Origin of the sequence: Sporosarcina sp. P19, assembly GCF_002743165.1 — a bacterium.
GTDB lineage: Bacteria > Bacillota > Bacilli > Bacillales_A > Planococcaceae > Sporosarcina > Sporosarcina ureae.
Window position 1 is genome coordinate 1 of the sequence record NZ_PDYR01000005.1, and the last position, 17,009, is coordinate 17,009.

The window sequence follows — 17,009 nt, forward strand, 5'->3', positions numbered from 1 at the left end:
GCCTGGAGACGTTTCCCCGACACAATGGACTTTCTAAAAAATCCTTCTGCTTCATAAACCGACATGCAGTAATTTTCTCATATAACATTCTTAGAATTTCTGTTTGAATTCCAATTTAAACTATACCATATGAAATAATTTATATGACATAAGACATTCAAGTTTTACGAGGACAATTAAAAACTCTACAGGATTCCCCGTAGAGTTTTTGATTAACTTATCCATTAAGGCGCTTTAATTAAAACGGACATTGAGTTATTTTTTATAATCTTTTTAGATGTTGTTCAACCTATTATCGCTCCTGTAATAACTGCTACAACTGTCATGATAATTGTCGTGCCAAAAGCCCATTTAAATACGAACCTTTGATGATCTGCTAACTCTACTCCAGCCAATCCTATCAATAAGAAAGTAGATGCCGTCAGAGGACTTAACGGGAAACCGGTAGTCATTTGTCCCAAAATAGCAGCACTTCCTATATGAGCAGGCGGAACACCGTAAGCCGCGGCAGTCTCAGTAATAATGGGTAGCACTCCAAAGTAATATGCATCTGGGGTGAAAATCAAGCTCAAAGGCATACTAGTGACCGCTACAATAATCGATATAAATCCACCCGTGCCACTCGGTATAATATTTACTAAAGCGGTCGCCATAGCCTCTATCATACCAGTACCTGATAATATGCCTGTAAAAATGCCTGCAGCAAAAATTATCGATACCACTGTTATCATTCCTACTGCCTGCGATTTCACTTGCTCCATTTGATCATCCGGTTTAGGATAATTCACAATCACAGCTATTGCAAAAGCGACCATGAATATAATCGGTAAGGGTAACCAAACCTTTACCAAAGCTACAATAGTAAGAACGGTAAAAGCTAAATTAAACCAAAACAGCTTGGGTCTTCTCATTACTTTTTCTTCATCTGTTAGTTCTGCATGAAAATCGTACTGAATATAAGCTATACCGATTCTCTTGCGCTCTTTTTTCCCAATATAAGCAGCCACAAACAAAACCCAGAGTACACCTGCAATCATGGCGGGTATTACAGGATTGAAAATAGCACTAGTATCTAATTGTAATGCTGAAGCTGCTCTCGCTGTCGGACCACCCCAAGGCATTAAATTCATTACTCCTGCTCCCAACGCTACCATACCGGCTAGCACGACCCGGCTCATCCCTAATCGATCATATAAAGGTAATAGAGCGGGAATAGTAATCAAGAATGTCGAAGCACCTGAGCCATCCAAATGAGCTGCCATCGCAATGATGACAGTACCTACTACAATTTTCAATGGATCTCCCTTCACTACACGCAGAACATGAGAGATCAACGGATCAAATAAGCCAGCATTATTCATTACACCAAAGTACAAAATCGCAAATCCTAACATAATTCCAGTAGGCGCCACGCCTGTAATTCCCTCCAACATAAATTCGCCCATTTGACTACCAAAGCCACCTATTACAGCGAATATAATGGGTACTATAATTAATGCAACGATAACAGATACCTTTTTAGAGAGAATTAGGCCTAGAAATATGAATATAGTTAAAAACCCCAACAAAGCTAACATGGCCAAGCCCCCTATTACGTCATTATCTCAATACTCTATAATTCGATCTCCATTTCTAACAATGCATAACTCAATGTTTTTCCATGTGTATCCATGCCAAGAGAGGTCGTCACTCCACCAAGTAGTGCATCATAACAAACGAACTGCAATGAAGAGATATTCGGTACTTCATATCGAATGACTTCACCTGAAACAATGTTTTCTAAATGCTCTCTAACCTTCTCTGCTGTAACTTTTTTGCACAATAAAGCATAATCACTTTCATTGTAAGGAATAAGCGATAACATCAATGTATTTCCTTTGTCGCCAGCACGACTATGTGCGATATCATATAGTTTTTTCTTCATATTTTCACAGTCTCCCTTAGTACAACTTCAGCTGTTATTATGTCCCGCGGTACCATAGCAGAGACAATTCCAAGTACTTCATTTGTATATTTCCTCGCACCGCCACCACCTGCAGGTCCATTTGTATAGAGAGACTCAATTTCCTCTCCTACTATGCTGGCAGTTTCCAAGTTATCTGCCATACCAGCTACCCGTAGGCGAACCTCATATGGAGTGGAGCCATCTGAGAGGTTTCCGGCATGGGCAGACGTTAATCCAATGTAATCGATTTTTATTTCACTAAATAAATCACCAATCCTCTCTTCGACAATTTCTCCCGCAAGTCGGGCTCGTAATTCTGCATTTTCACCGGCATAGGAAATCTCTCCTTCACCTAGAAAGCCAGCTTGATAGCCTACACTTACTTTTAAGAGATCAGGTTTTTCATTGCCCAAAGCCCCCTTAACTAAAATCTGGTCCAATTCCTTTTCTTTTAATTCTACTTTTGTAAAATCTGCAATCACGTCAGGAGTAATATAGCCATTGGGGTCTGTTACTTCATACAATAATTGTTCCTTTGCAGTCATCATATTTAATACTCCACCGGTACTTGGTAGTTTCGTTAATAAAGCGCTTCCATCTGATTTCACTTCAGCTATCGGAAAGCCGATTTCTGCCAGACCTGATACGTCTTTCTTACCTGGATCAGCAAAGTATCCTCCTGTTAACTGCCCACCGCACTCTAACAGATGTCCGACCACTGTTCCTTTAGCAAGTAAATGATAATCTTCTAGTGACCATCCAAAATGGTGAATCATCGGCGCTAAAAATAAAGAGGGATCCGCTACTCGACCAGTAATTATAATATCTGCTTCTGTTTGCAAAGCAGGCACTATAGCATCTGCTCCTAAATATGCATTCGCAGAAACAATTTCTCGGTCTACTGAAAGGGGCGGATTCATTTTAGCAGTTCCTCTGGTATTATTGATATAAGAGAATACATCATCACCTGTGACGGCTGCTACTTTTATCGATATCCCAAGCTCCTCCGCTATTTCAATAATTTTTTCAGCACCGCCAATAGGGTTTGCGGCACCCATGTTTGATATAACTTTAACACCCTGCTCTTTAATGACGGGCAATAGCAATCTCATACGTTTTTCCAATAAAGGATCATAACCTTTTAGCGGATCTAGCTTTTTTCTTTTTTGGGCGAGTGCTATTGTTCGCTCCGCCAGACATTCCAACACTAAATAATCTAAATTTCCCTTTTCAGCCAATAAAACAGCAGGTTCTAAACGATCTCCTGAAAAACCTGCACCGGAACCAATCCTCAACATAGTTTCCTCACCTCATTAATCTGACAAACATATAAACTTTGTCTTTGCTAATATCAATGCAAGTTCTATGCCAAAAATAAACTTCTGCTATAAACTCCTTCTAATGGTTGATTCTATGCTGATAAATTGAATATAAAAAAGAATCGTTCATAATAATGAACGATTCACATTTCTAAATTATTAGAATTATTTTTATTGATATCTCTATGAACGCACTTTTTCAAGCAAAGATAGAAATTCTAATAAATTAGAATTTATGTAGACTTTCTCTAAATTTCTAGAATGTTTTTAATTTTAATTATGTTTTTTCAATTTATTATATAACGTAGCCAAGGACACTCCCAATAAATCTGCAGCTTTTTGACGTTCATCCAGACTCGCCCCGAAATTCTTCATTTTTTCTACCAAGATATCCTTTTCTGCATTCCACATAGACTCTTTCAAAGTTCCTGATGATTCACTCTGCTGAGGTAGGGTATTATATTTCTTTAGGAATTCAGGGAGATGCTGAACTTCAATCATTTCTCCTTCTGTCATACAAACTGCAAAATCTATTACATTTCGAAGTTCTCTAACATTACCAGGCCATTCATAAGTAATGAAAAAGGATAGCACATCTTTAGATAATGCATGATTTGCTGGGAGCAGTTTTTTACTAATTAGCGGTATATCATATTTACGGTTTCTTAGCGAAGGGATTTGTAAGTGTACTACGTTCAATCTATAGTACAAATCGTCTCTAAATAAGTTTTTCATAACATACTGACGCAAATCACGGTGTGTTGCGGCTACAATTCTTACATCTACTTCCCTTTCTTTCACTTCCCCAACCCTTCTAATGCGTCCTTCTTGAAGAACACGTAAAATTTTAGCTTGTACATCATAAGATAAATCACCGATTTCATCTAGAAATAAAGTGCCGCCATGAGCCATTTCGAACAGCCCTGCTTTTCCTCCCTTCATTGCACCAGTGAATGCGCTATCCGCATAGCCGAATAATTCACTTTCCATAAGAGAAGCTGGCAAAGCAGAGCAATTTACTGGTATAAAAGGTTTATAAGTCCTATCGCTATTATGATGAATAGACTGAGCAAATAATTCTTTTCCCGTACCACTCTCTCCTGTCACTAGTATCGGGAGATCGGATGTTGCCGTTTTTTTGGCTACATTGATCACTCTAAGTAATTCGGGGTCTTCGCCAATGATATCTTCAAAGTTATATTTAACTTCATATATTGATTTCATCCGCTTCTCCAATTCAGTAACTTTCTCTATTTGTTTCTTTAGTTCTTGTGATAAGGAATGTACTTCTGTCAGGCTTTTACATACTGAAACTGCACCTATCGTTTCGCCTTGTACGACAATAGGCGCCATATCTACTACGTACTCTCGATCTTTCGTTTTTCTATAGATTCCTACCCTACTTTTTTGCTCTTTCAACACAGTAGGCAACTGCGCTCCCGGACGATACTCAGCTAAAAAGTGACCAATGATATTAGGCGTTACCCCAGTAATACTAGTGTATTCAGGATTAATTATTCGGACAATACCATCTTGATCTATAACCAAAACACCATCCTTCATTGATTCAACTACGGCCTTCCACCACTCGACTGTTTGTTCTTTGATAAGGAATCTCTCCTCTTTACTATATATATATTTTCAGCAAGGGATTTTTTCTTCACAATTATACATGACTTCAGTTTCATCTATTTTTTATACTACTAGCTTCCAATACAAATCTATATTTTTGCAAATAAATATGCTTACAATTTACTGTAGTTAATTCTTCATTCATCTATTTTCAATAAATCCAATGGAGTAATGATGCCGATTAGTTTCTCATCTTTACCACCTTGTTCGGTGATGAGCAAAGCCTGGAGACGTTTCCCCGACACAATGGACTTTCTAAAAAATCCTTCTGCTTCATAAACCGACATCGAACTTTTGACAAAACGATAGGTTTTCCTTCTTTTCTCGTGATTATATACGTCTAATAATGTCGGTATTTCCCGGGAAATGCAATCTGTTTCCTGATCCGCTAACCAATTCATGATGCCATCGGCGGTAATTAATCCGATAAACTGACCTTTTTTGTAAATAGGTAATTGATTGATTTTCCATTCCCTTACTAAACGCAAACCTGTGGCGAGTGATTCATCTGCTTGCACAATATATACTTTTCCAGAGAATAAATCTTTGACCGTGACCGGGTTGGATAATCGTTCATCTATACTCTCGATCAGTTTTACTATTTCATCATGAGGCTCCGCTATAGCATAATCAAACCCTGTCCGATTATGCACAATCGCATTACGTAAACTGCCAAACTCACGCAGATCATCTTCATAATGAGCAACCAACGCATGTTGCGATTTAGCTCGATCGATTTTTTTTGAGAATGAAAAATGATTCGGCAAACCTGTAATCTTCAGTAACGATTTATCGATTCGGTTAAACGCAATGAGAAAACGCTCTGAATTTTTATGCTCCATGACACATCGCCCCCTATTCTAGGCAAAGTATAGCATATTTCAATTCCATTTCGAGCCTTTGGACTTCATGGCAAGCTCTACATTTAAAGATACAAAAAAGCCGTTGCAGTGACTTATTACTGACACTGCAACGACTAATTATTGATTGGAAATCTGTTTAATTTGATAATCACCATACTCATCATATACCACCATGTACAAATTGTTCTTTTCTAAATACTGTGCATCGAAATCGAAAATCCGAATACGGTATTATCTTAATAAAGTGAAATTCATTATTTAATTCCATGATTATTCCAGTTCAATTGACCTGTTTATCTCTAAATACAACTTCCAATAAATTTTTCAGTCAAAATGCATACACCAATTCATTCTAATTGAATATATCCAATGAAGTGACACAGTTCTCTAGCAAATTTCCACATACGCTAAAGAGAGAAGGAGGTGCATAAAATCATGTCATCTAGAAAGTTCAGACCTCACCATGATTACGACGTGCCGTATATTCCGAAACGAAAAGCGCGATGTTATGATGAAAAGAAAATCATTCATATACTTGCCGACCTGACAATGGGTGCGCCTGTAGAGATTACATTGAAGGATTCCAAAGAGGTACAATATAACGGTTACTACTTACAGTTTGATCGGAAAGTTCGTACCATCCACTTTCAACCATTTGGAGATTCTGATGTCCAGGAGATTGATGTAGAAGATATTTGTACTATTAGATATGGCTCCTAAAGCCATTATAAAAAAATGTACACAGCGCACTGTGTACATTTTTTATTCTGTTTGGTAAGTGATTGAGCGGTTGGATGGATTGATAGAGCGCTCGAGGGTTGCGATTGAGCGGATGAATGGTCGCTTTGAGCGCTTGCAGACCGAGATTGAGCGGATGAATGATCGCATAGAGCGCTCGCGGGCTGCGATTGAGCGGATAAACGATTGCATTAAGCGCTCACTGGCTGAGATTGAGCGGATGAACGGTCGCTTTGAGCGCTCGCGGGCCACGATTGAGCGGATAAACGGTCACATTGAGCGCTCACAGGCCACGATTGAGCGGATAAACGGTCACATTGAGCGCTCACAAGCCGCAATTGAGCGGTTAAACGGTCACATTGAGCGCTCACAAGCCGCAATAGAGCGAATAACCGCATACATAGAGCGCTCATTCAAAATCCAAGTTACAACATCACTCCAATTCATCCGCACGGGGCATCGCGGAAAGCGCACCGACTTTCATTGCACATAACGCACCCATTTGATTGCCAAACTCAATATGTGCAAGCATTTCTTCGAGCGATTTGGGCTTGCCATTCAAATGAAGGCCGCGAAGTACGCCCGCCAAGAAAGCATCTCCTGCTCCTGTCGTATCTACGGGATCGATTGGCTCCACCGCTACATGATGTTGCGTCCCTTCAAGGATGGCAAGAGTTCCCTCCTTGCCCATCGTCATCATAATGACAGGGATGTTATAGGTAGCAATTTGATCTAGAGCTTTTTCTATACTCGATTCTTGCATAAGAAAAGTGAGTTCTTCTTCCGTAAGTTTTAGCAAGTCCGTCTGATCTAAAAATGAAAGAATGGTATTGCGACATTCCTCTTCACTTTCCCAACGTAACGGACGAATATTAGGATCTACTGAAATGAATAAACCATTTTCTTTTGCTAATTCAACAGCTCTTTTAGTAGTCTCCAAAGCAGTTGGCTGGAACATCGTACCGGAACATATATGTAAAATCGAAGCATTCTGGAAAGCTTGCTCTCGTAAATCACTCGGTTGAACTTGAAGATCAGGCGTGTCGTCTATATATTTTACAAATACCCGATCATATTCCGGAGTCAAATGTACATAAACACGGTTTACTTTCTTCTCCGGTGAACGGACAGCAAACGTTACATCAACACCTTCTTGTCGCAGCTGATTTTCTGCAAAGAACGAATCCTCGTCTTCCCCGATTACGGTGATTAATGAAGACTTTGCACCCAGGCGCGAGACACCCGCCGCTACATTGACTGTTGCACCACCAAGGAATGTTGAAAATTCGGTGTTCGTCTCGTCTGTTGCGATGTAGTCTACGAAAATGTCTCCGTATATTAGGACATGTTTTTCTTGTTGATTCTTCATGTATTCGAACTCCTCAGAAGTTTTCTTACTATCGTATCACGGAATTAGCTTAACTGTGATAATGTCCAAGTAAAATATTGTTCAGTACGTTCTGTACGAATTAAATTAAACTACACACTACAGTTTAATTCATGCACTTCATGGGAAGTCATATAACTAAAATGGAATGTAAAAGGGATGAAAATAGGTATGATCTATGAATGTGCAATCGTTGGTGGCGGACCCGCTGGATTAAGTGCGGCTTTAGTACTCGGACGGGCAAGACGGAATATTATTATATTCGATGATGATCATGCAAGAAATCGCGTCTCCCGTGCATCACACGGCTTCCTGACACGTGACGGCGTGCATCCTGCAGAGTTACGTCGGATGGGTCGTGAAGAGCTTAAACATTATCCGTCAGTCAACTTTCATCATAAAAAGATTGTGGCAGTGGAACGTTTGGACGAATCGCATTATGAATTAATGACAGCAGACGGCAGGACATTCCGCACACAGAAAGTACTTCTTGCTGTCGGTTTGCGTGATGAACAGCCTAACGTGCCGGGTATTGAGCGTTTTTACGGCACATCCATCTTCAGTTGTCCGTATTGCGACGGCTGGGAATTAAGAGATCGTTCATTGGCTGTATTTGCGGATAAAAATGTGTTTAAATTGGCAGCAGAAGTTCATACATGGAGCCGGGATCTAATGGTTTTTACAGGTGGAGAAGGTCAGCTAACGGAAGAGGAACAAAAGAAGTTGAGTGTGAAAGGGATACAGATTATAGATGATATTATTTCGGGGCTTGAAGGCAAAGATGGGCAATTGCACAGTGTGCGGCTTGAAGATGGTACATTGATAGACCGGGCAGGAGGATTTGCCTCTCCTCTTTGGAGTCATCCCAATCATTTCGCTCAAGACTTAGGGTGTGAGCGCAATAAACACGGCGGGATCCTAACTGATGAATATGGACGGACAACCGTTTGGAATGTCTACGCAGCGGGAGACGTCTCACATATCGTCCCTTCACAGCTACTAGTCGCAGCGGGAACCGGAAGCGCTGCTGCTATAGGGATTAATGGTGACTTGACGAATGAGTTTTTTAATCGAATAGATTAAGAACACCCCCTTACCGACAATTAAGGTAAGGGGGTGTTTCAGTGTTCATTGCCATTCTAACGGATCTACTAAATCTCCATGCACGTATAACGCATCGTACGGAGCTTTATCTGAACGGATTTTAATCCATGGCGTTTCTGTTGCTTGATCTTCCAAAATAATGAGGGGCATTCCCATCTTTTCATATTTATAATTGATCGGCGTGCCTGGAGCTGATGAAGGTATAGGACGTACATTCAAACTAGGCGGATTCGTCAATCCAATTTTCAGTTGATTGGCCATTTCCTTGCCGCCCATAGATCGATCCATGCGATATAAATGTCCGCCAATTTTAGAACCCCAATACGGGTCAGAAGCGTATTTTACGTTCATACCAATTGCTTTATTTCCGAAATTCGTCCCATTCGCATATGCAGCGCCTGGCGGTAGATAGTTTTTATTCAAGAAAGCATCGACCAATTCTTGGATGTTTTCACTCACCGAAGCAAAGACTTGATTGGATGGATCATCATCTCTTACATACAAACCGAATAAGTTATTATTATCCAACGCGCGCTTACTTAGACCGTACTGACTTTCATGTTGTGCCAACGCTAAAATATGCATCGCGTTCACATGACTTTCTCGTTCGATACGTTTTAGCTCGGTTCCTAATCCAATCAACTTACTTCTTGTCGTAGCGTCTTTATAAATTGTGGAGTTAGGATAATATTCTTCTAAACTTCGTAACTGCTTCATTATATACGCATCCAACTCTTCAGCCGTATAGCGCGTCATGCTACGCATCGGCAAGTATTGGAAGTATTGATGTGCCGTGCCAATCAAAGCCCCCGTTTCATTATGGAAATGACTGCCGTCCGTGCTGTAATACTTGATTCCTTCTTGCATAAAGCTTGGGGCAGCACCCATTTCATACGAAGCAAACGTCTTTGTCTTATGCGAATAAATCAAGTGATAGAGCGAACCATTCACCACTTTATAGTGTGTGCGATCCGTTACAGTCTGGCTCGGTAGCATCGTTGCATTTTGTGGTTTGATGTAAAAGTTTCTTCCTGCCAATTCGACTTTTACAGAGGTCTCAGTTGAGTCAACGTACACAAGTTCCGTGTCTGCTGGGACATAGGTTTCTTGTCGTGTCAAATTTTCATTAGCATACAAAATCGTCAATGAGCTGCCACCGTATGCCACGGTCGAGATAAACCCTTTTGGCATATGAACTATCTTATTTTGGAACAGCACGACTTGATTGCTATTCATACGACTTGCCGCTGCTTCAAAGCTTGAAAACTTTTCCACTATAGTTGTCGTGCCATTGGCTTGTACATTCGCCAAGTCATATGTTATATCCGCTTTAATGGAAAATGTTTTAGTAACTGGTGCCTTTAATGGTTTGCCATCGGTATTATGCACGGCTTGCGTAATATGTAATGTGTAAGTTTCACCACTACGATAATTTCCTACTGGCGGTGCAATATGTACTTTCTGGTCGGAGTCTGAGTATGTTATTTCATTGTTCTGTGTAACTCTTTTAGAATCCGTAATATAAATCGATTTTTCGTTGACCGTATTTTTATTTACCGGTTTATTGAACGTGACAGTCCACGGCTTGTCCGGATTCTGATCAGGCGAATGGTCCTCCCAAGTAGCCGCTTTAGTTGATAGCGTCATCGCGAAAGTAAGCAGAAAGACGATGATAGTAGTTGTAAGTAGTTTTGTCATAGATTTCAAATCTAGCAACCTCCCTTTTAGTGTCAATTATACAGGATTTTACTAGATTTGATATAAAGAATGAAAGAATTCTGAATTAGGCACGATGGCGTAATAGTGACGGAGTGGAACACGTATTCATTGCATCGGTATGAGCAACTGGCATCTTTAACGCTAGACGACTCCAATACGTAAAAAAATCCTTCTGCCATACTATATTTTTGTTTCCAAAATATAGTGTAGGCGGAGGGATTTATTTTTCTTTTACATCGTTACAAATGAATACATATCGATGCTTTTAAGCGTTCGTTACTAAACCATTGTTTTCTAGTATAGATCGTGCAGGTGTGTAGTGTAAGTCCTGTGCTTCTGCAACAGCTTTGTATGTAACATAGCCATTCATAGTATTTAAACCTTTTCGAAGTGCTTCATTATCTAGAAGAGCCTGTCTGCATCCTTTATTGGCAATTTGAAGTGCGTAAGGGACTGTCACGTTGGTCAATGCTATTGTAGATGTCTGTGGTACTGCTCCAGGCATATTAGCCACCGCATAATGGACTACATCATGTTTTGTATAAGTCGGAGCATCGTGTGTGGTTACACGATCTGATGTTTCAAAGATTCCACCTTGATCGATGGCGATATCCACAAGTACCGACCCAGGTTTCATTGATTGAACCATTTCTTCAGAGACAAGCTTAGGCGCTCTGGCTCCCGGGATCAGCACTGCACCAACCACGAGGTCTGCTGCTTTGACTGATTCTGCGATATTAAATGGATTGGAAACAAGTGTCTGAATGTTATTGCCGAAAATATCATCTAATTGACGTAAACGGTCTACCGAGAGATCCAGTACGGTTACGTGAGCTCCCATCCCAATCGCAACACGCGCAGCGTTTGCTCCTGCCTGTCCACCACCAATTACTACAACATTCCCTCGAGATACACCCGGCACCCCAGCTAGCAGAATACCTTTTCCACCTTTCGTTTTTTCAAGATACTGAGCACCGATTTGTGTCGCCATTCTTCCTGCTACTTCGCTCATCGGCGCAAGCAAAGGCAATGATTTATTAGGCAACTGAACCGTCTCATAGGCAATTCCTGTTACTCCACTTTCTAAAAGAGCTTTAGTCAACTCCATCTCAGATGCTAGATGCAAGTATGTGAATAGTAGTAACCCTTTACGAAAATAACGATATTCAGAAGCGATCGGCTCCTTTACTTTCATGACCATTTCAGCGCTCCATGCTTCTTCTGCTGTCTGAACAATCTGTGCGCCCGCCTCTATATATTCCTTGTCTGTAAAACTTGACCCTAAACCAGCTTCTGTTTCGATAAGTACTTCATGGCCAGACGAGCGAAGTGTGTACACTCCTGCGGGGGTCATCGCAACACGATTCTCGTTATTTTTAATCTCCTTTGGTACACCAATCAACATACCCATTCCTCCTCGAATCAAATGTATACTATTGTATAGTTTTCAGCTCTCTGAGATGTAGTGGTATAAGCCTGTCATATTACACGACGCTATTTACTGTATGGGAGAAGCACCTCTGATTACTTAACGCCAGTAGACTAGAGGTGCTTTATACCCGATTACAAGATAGACAATCTATTATTCATTCTCTTTAAATACTTTTTTAATAACAGCTACGATGAAATCCAAATCTTCGTCTGTACAAGAAAGTGGTGGGCAAAGCGCAAGGACATTATTAAAACCTTCTACCGTTTCACCGTTTCGACCGACAATCAGTCCATTCGCTTTACACTCTCCAATAATTTTCGTAATTCGTGCATTCGTTGCAGGTTCTTTTGTCTTCTTGTCTTCAACGAGTTCAATCCCCATCAAGAAACCAATACTTCGAATATCTCCAACATAGGGGTGATCTTGTAAACATGCCAGTTCATCCGATAACCGCTGGCCAAGTTCTGCAGAACGATTGATAAGATCTTCACGTTCCAAAATCTCTAGGTTCTTAAGCGCAACTGCACAAGCAGCCGGGTTTCCACCAAATGTATTCACATGGCGGAAATGACTGTAATCTTCGCCTGTATCGAACTTTTCATAGATATCTTTGCGGATTGCTGTCACCGATAATGGAAGGTATGCGCTAGTCAAACCTTTCGCCATCGTGACAATATCGGGTTTCACATTGTAATGCTGATGTCCAAATGCTTTTCCAGTTCGTCCAAATCCGCAAATTACCTCATCCATGATTAATAGGACTCCGTGACGAGTACAGATTTCTTGGACTTTCTCTAAGTACACCGGATGTGGAATTAAGATGCCCCCTCCTGTAATGAGCGGCTCCATAATAATCCCCGCGATTGTATCCTTTTGTTCCCAAATGATTTTCTCTTCAAGCTCTAAAGCACGCTGAATATTATAATCTTCCACTGAAACCCCTTCAGGTTTTCGATAATTATCTGGGGGTGCAACATGTAAGAATCCAGGTACAAGCGGCTCATACTTGTATTTTCGTAAAGCCTGCCCCGTAGCGGATAACGCTCCCATTGAGCTGCCATGATACGCACGATAACGGGAGAGGAATTTATGTCTGGAAGGTTCTCCATTTTGTTGGTGATACTGGCGTATAAGCTTGAACGCTACTTCATTTGCATCTGATCCGCTATTTGAATAGAAGATTTTATAATCGTCTCCTAGCATCTCATTTAACTTGGCAGCCAGTTCAATTGCGGGTTTATGGCTTTGTGTCATAGGCACATAAGCGAGTTTCTTCATTTGCTCATATGCTACTTGTGCTATCTCTTCTCTTCCATAGCCCACATTGACACACCATAACCCTGACATACCATCTAAATAGCGATTCCCATTATGATCTGTAATCCAAGCGTTTTCCCCACTTTCGATAATCATCGGAGGATTTTTTTCATTGTATGCTGAAATATGAGGCCAAACTTTATCTCGATTTTGTTCTATTAATGACCCTTTATTCTGATCTTGTTCGCGTAAAGTTTTCAATAGCGTTGCCTCCCCATTTATCAATATTCATGACGTGCAGTCAACATTTTCTTACGTGTGTAAAATTCGATACCATCACGGCCATTTGCATGTAGGTCACCATAAAATGATTTCTTATAGCCGGAGAATGGGAAGAACGCCATAGGTGCTGGTACGCCAAGATTTATCCCAAGCATTCCTGCATCAATTTCTTCTCTGAATTGACGAATCGCTTTCGAGCTATCTGTATATAAACAAGCACCATTTGCAAAGTCTGATTGATTTGTAAGCTCAATAGCTTCATCTAATGTTTCTACTCTGATGATCGAAAGTACAGGTGCAAATATTTCTTCTTTCCAAATTCGCATTTGCGTTGTAACCCCTTCAAAAATTGTAGGCCCTACGAAATAGCCTCCTTCTGAAGTAGATTCATCGCCTCGTCCGTCACGTACGAGAGTTGCTCCCTCTTTAATCCCCGACTCGATGTAAGATAGTGTTTTATCTTTATGGGAATCTCGAATAACCGGTCCAAGGAACACTCCTTCTTCTAATCCGTTTCCAATAGTCATTTTATTGGCTTCATCAACTAAACGCTCCACAAGTTGGTCAGCAATATTTCCAACTGCGACTACGACTGCAGCAGCCATACATCTCTCACCAGCAGAGCCAAATGCCGCATTGGTAATATTAGTAACTGCTACATCCATATTGGCATCCGGCATAACAATCGAATGATTCTTAGCACCTGCTAGCGCTTGAACACGTTTACCATTAGCGGTTCCTGTTTTATATACATACTCGGCTACCGGCTGGGATCCAACGAACGAAACTGCTGGGATGTCAGGATGACTTAAGATTCCGTTCACGATATCATGTGCGCCATGAACGATATTGAACACGCCATCCGGTAGTCCTGCTTCTGTTAATAGCTCTGCCAATCTATTCGCTAGGAGTGGTGTACGCTCTGAAGGTTTTAAAATAAATGTATTTCCTGCTGCAATCGCAAGCGGGAACATCCAACAAGGGACCATCATCGGGAAGTTAAAAGGCGTGATCCCTCCAACAACTCCTAAAGGATAGCGATACATACCCGATTCGATATTTGTCGCAATATCAGGCAGTTGGTACCCCATCATCAAGGTTGGCGCTCCTGAAGCAAATTCCACACACTCGATTCCGCGCAGAACTTCGCCATAAGCTTCCGTATAGTTTTTTCCGTTCTCTATAGTAATTAGTTGTGCCAGCTCATCCCAATGAGCAATCAGAAGCTGCTGATACTTAAATAGAATACGAGCTCTTTGCGGTACGGCAGTTTTCTTCCAAGAAGAAAACGCTTTTTTCGCTGCATCTACTGCCACTTGTAGATCTTCTTGAGTCGATATAGGTACTTCTGCAATAATCTTTCCTGTAGCTGGATTCGGCACCTCTTCATATTTATCAGTGAGTGATTTTACCCATTGTCCATTTATAAAGTTAGAAAGCGTTTTCTTTTCTACTACTATCGTATTCATTTTCCATCCTCCTATTCTTCTAATCTTGCTTTACAACAAGACTTGAGCTAAACTACTTTCTATAGTTTAACAATTATTCTAAATAGTTTCATTTTACATTGTGTAACATCGTACTGAAAATCTTTTCACGTTATGGAGGTCTAATTTACATGAATGAACTTTCGTTGACCGTTAAAGATGTCTTAGCTCGTGAAACGTTCAAACACGCCAAAGTCATAGCAGGACGTAATGGACTGGATCGACAGGTTAGATGGTCACACGTATTAGAAGTTAGTGAATTTAGTTCACTTGTCAACGGTGGCGAAATTATTTTAACAACAGGCATTCATCTACAACTCGATAGCGCGACACAGTTAAAGTATATTAAACAGTTAATCGAACTGGATGTTGCCTGCCTTTGTGTTGAAATAGGATATTATGTTAGTGAAATACAGCAAGACATTATTACACTCGCTGATGCACAGCAATTTCCTATTGTCGTGTTTGAAAAAGCGGTCAAATTCGTTGATATTTCACAAGATTTACATACTGTGATTATTAATCGCCATTATGAAATGTTGTCTAAGTTAGATACATTATCGAGAAGGTTTAATCAGTTAAGTTTAATGCCAAACGGAATTTTGAAGATTCTTCACGAACTACACTCCTTGTTCAACCAACATGTCTTGTTTATATCCGATGAAGCAAAATCTTATTATTACCCCCTTGAATCCACTTCATGGAAACATAGTATAAAGGAATTTCTTAGCGAGAAACCTACGCAAAAGCTAGATCAGGACATCTATATAGTCGATGACCAGCCATTCGCCTTGTTCTCTATCAACGGTTTAGGCCAGGCTCTTGGCTATTTATGCCTTCACCTTCCACAGGAAACGGCCGATGAGTTCGCTTTTTTAATATTGGATAGAGCTTCTCTTGCGATTGCTCAAATATTGCTTAGAAATCGTACAATTCAAGAGAGAAATCAATTTAATGAAGATGAATTCGTGCGCAACTTACTTCATGGTCGGCCTGTAGAACAAGAAGACATCCAATCCTATTTACCAACGAAAAGCCCGAATACTCATTACAGAATCTTCGTCATTCAGTTGGACACGAATGAATCCACTATAGATGAGAACAGTTGGGAAGAAATCCGTTTACAACAATCTATGATGATCCGCTCCGTCTTTAAAAGACATAGCTTCTTTCCGGCTATCTCCGTAACTAGAAATGAAATTACGATTATTGCATCGTTCATCGCTTCAGGGAAGCATGTAAAAGACATCAATCATTTCACTCAAGTAGCCGAGCAGTTAACTGGCATGGACGATAACACTTTCTTTAACGAACGTGAATATAAATTTGGTATTAGTTTAGTTCACCATAACCATTCACAAATCAGGGAAGGATATAAAGAAGCAAAACGAGTAGCGGAACTCAAGCAAAAGTTTGCATTTGAGAGTGATTTTTATGATGACTTAGGGATTTATAGACTGTTACTTCTACTCAACGAACAAGGAGACCTTGAACACTATGTAGACGATTATCTTCAAGATCTTATGGATTATGATAAAAAGACCGGTGGCAACTTATTCGAGACGCTCCGTATCTATCTTGAGTGTGGTGGTTCAAAAAAAGAAACCGCAGATCGTCTATTTATCGTAAGACAAACACTGTATCACCGATTGGAAAAAATTGAATCTATAATGGGGGAGAACTTCATGTCTCCACTCAATCGGATTGCGCTTGAAGTAGCTATTATGGCAAAAAAGGTGTTAGTCTAAATGTTATCTCTTCCTACATACAGCCACTACTCGCCTATAAAACGCGAATAGTGGCTGTTTACGATTTTATAATTACCAGGTAGCTTCGCTAAATAC

The 17,009-nt window shown here is 40.4% G+C and carries 14 protein-coding genes; 4 read left to right on the plus strand and 10 right to left on the minus strand.

Annotated elements, in window-relative coordinates:
* Positions 1-284: 284 nt before the first annotated feature.
* The 5 genes from CSV74_RS07155 to CSV74_RS07175 all read right to left on the minus strand — a co-directional run bounded on the left by CSV74_RS07155 (position 285) and on the right by CSV74_RS07175 (position 5,738).
* Positions 285-1,577 carry a CitMHS family transporter gene (locus CSV74_RS07155; protein ID WP_099691148.1) on the minus strand — a complete coding sequence of 431 codons (1,293 nt, stop codon included), beginning with the start codon at positions 1,575-1,577 and terminating at the stop codon, positions 285-287.
* A 35-nt stretch (positions 1,578-1,612) separates the two neighbouring features.
* Positions 1,613-1,924: an AtuA-related protein gene (locus CSV74_RS07160; RefSeq protein WP_099691149.1), complete on the minus strand. Its 312-nt coding sequence runs from the start codon at positions 1,922-1,924 to the stop codon at positions 1,613-1,615.
* Positions 1,921-3,243: an acyclic terpene utilization AtuA family protein gene (locus tag CSV74_RS07165; protein WP_099691150.1), complete on the minus strand. Its 1,323-nt coding sequence runs from the start codon at positions 3,241-3,243 to the stop codon at positions 1,921-1,923. Before CSV74_RS07165 ends, CSV74_RS07160 begins: the two co-directional genes overlap by 4 nt.
* A gap of 294 nt (positions 3,244-3,537) precedes the next feature.
* On the minus strand, positions 3,538-4,686 hold the full coding sequence (locus tag CSV74_RS07170) for a sigma-54 interaction domain-containing protein (protein WP_369823704.1): 1,149 nt from the start codon (positions 4,684-4,686) through the stop codon (positions 3,538-3,540).
* Between the two features lie 347 nt (positions 4,687-5,033).
* Positions 5,034-5,738, minus strand: coding sequence for a CBS domain-containing protein (locus tag CSV74_RS07175; protein ID WP_099691152.1), 705 nt, complete (start codon positions 5,736-5,738; stop codon positions 5,034-5,036).
* 456 nt (positions 5,739-6,194) lie between these two features.
* Between CSV74_RS07175 and CSV74_RS07180 the strand changes: the two genes are divergently transcribed.
* Positions 6,195-6,479, plus strand: coding sequence for a hypothetical protein (locus CSV74_RS07180; protein WP_099691153.1), 285 nt, complete (start codon positions 6,195-6,197; stop codon positions 6,477-6,479).
* A 70-nt stretch (positions 6,480-6,549) separates the two neighbouring features.
* Complete coding sequence (locus CSV74_RS16500; protein WP_158231766.1) at positions 6,550-6,990, plus strand: hypothetical protein; 441 nt, start codon at positions 6,550-6,552, stop codon at positions 6,988-6,990.
* Here CSV74_RS16500 and CSV74_RS07185 read toward each other — a convergent pair.
* Entirely contained in the window at positions 6,931-7,866 is a 936-nt protein-coding gene (locus CSV74_RS07185; RefSeq protein WP_099691154.1) for a carbohydrate kinase family protein, read from the minus strand. The genes CSV74_RS16500 and CSV74_RS07185 overlap by 60 nt on opposite strands.
* A 189-nt stretch (positions 7,867-8,055) precedes the next feature.
* Between CSV74_RS07185 and CSV74_RS07190 the strand changes: the two genes are divergently transcribed.
* Positions 8,056-8,967, plus strand: a complete 912-nt coding sequence (locus tag CSV74_RS07190) for an NAD(P)/FAD-dependent oxidoreductase (RefSeq protein WP_099691155.1) — start codon at positions 8,056-8,058, stop codon at positions 8,965-8,967.
* Between the two features lie 45 nt (positions 8,968-9,012).
* Here the strand turns inward: CSV74_RS07190 and CSV74_RS07195 are convergent, their stop codons facing one another.
* From CSV74_RS07195 to CSV74_RS07210, 4 genes are all read right to left on the minus strand, one after another.
* Positions 9,013-10,686 (minus strand): N-acetylglucosaminidase, encoded by a 1,674-nt coding sequence (locus CSV74_RS07195; RefSeq protein WP_233190844.1) that lies wholly within the window; start codon positions 10,684-10,686, stop codon positions 9,013-9,015.
* A 286-nt stretch (positions 10,687-10,972) separates the two neighbouring features.
* The gene (gene ald / locus CSV74_RS07200; protein WP_099691157.1) at positions 10,973-12,112 is read right to left on the minus strand and encodes an alanine dehydrogenase; all 1,140 of its coding nucleotides are present in this window, start codon (positions 12,110-12,112) and stop codon (positions 10,973-10,975) included.
* A 177-nt stretch (positions 12,113-12,289) separates the two neighbouring features.
* The gene (locus CSV74_RS07205) at positions 12,290-13,657 is read right to left on the minus strand and encodes an aspartate aminotransferase family protein (protein WP_099691158.1); all 1,368 of its coding nucleotides are present in this window, start codon (positions 13,655-13,657) and stop codon (positions 12,290-12,292) included.
* 20 nt (positions 13,658-13,677) lie between these two features.
* Positions 13,678-15,147, minus strand: a complete 1,470-nt coding sequence (locus CSV74_RS07210; RefSeq protein ID WP_099691159.1) for a CoA-acylating methylmalonate-semialdehyde dehydrogenase — start codon at positions 15,145-15,147, stop codon at positions 13,678-13,680.
* Between the two features lie 149 nt (positions 15,148-15,296).
* On the opposite strand from CSV74_RS07210, the gene CSV74_RS07215 reads away from it, so the two are divergent.
* Positions 15,297-16,913, plus strand: coding sequence for a PucR family transcriptional regulator (locus CSV74_RS07215; RefSeq protein WP_099691160.1), 1,617 nt, complete (start codon positions 15,297-15,299; stop codon positions 16,911-16,913).
* Positions 16,914-17,009 lie beyond the last annotated feature (96 nt).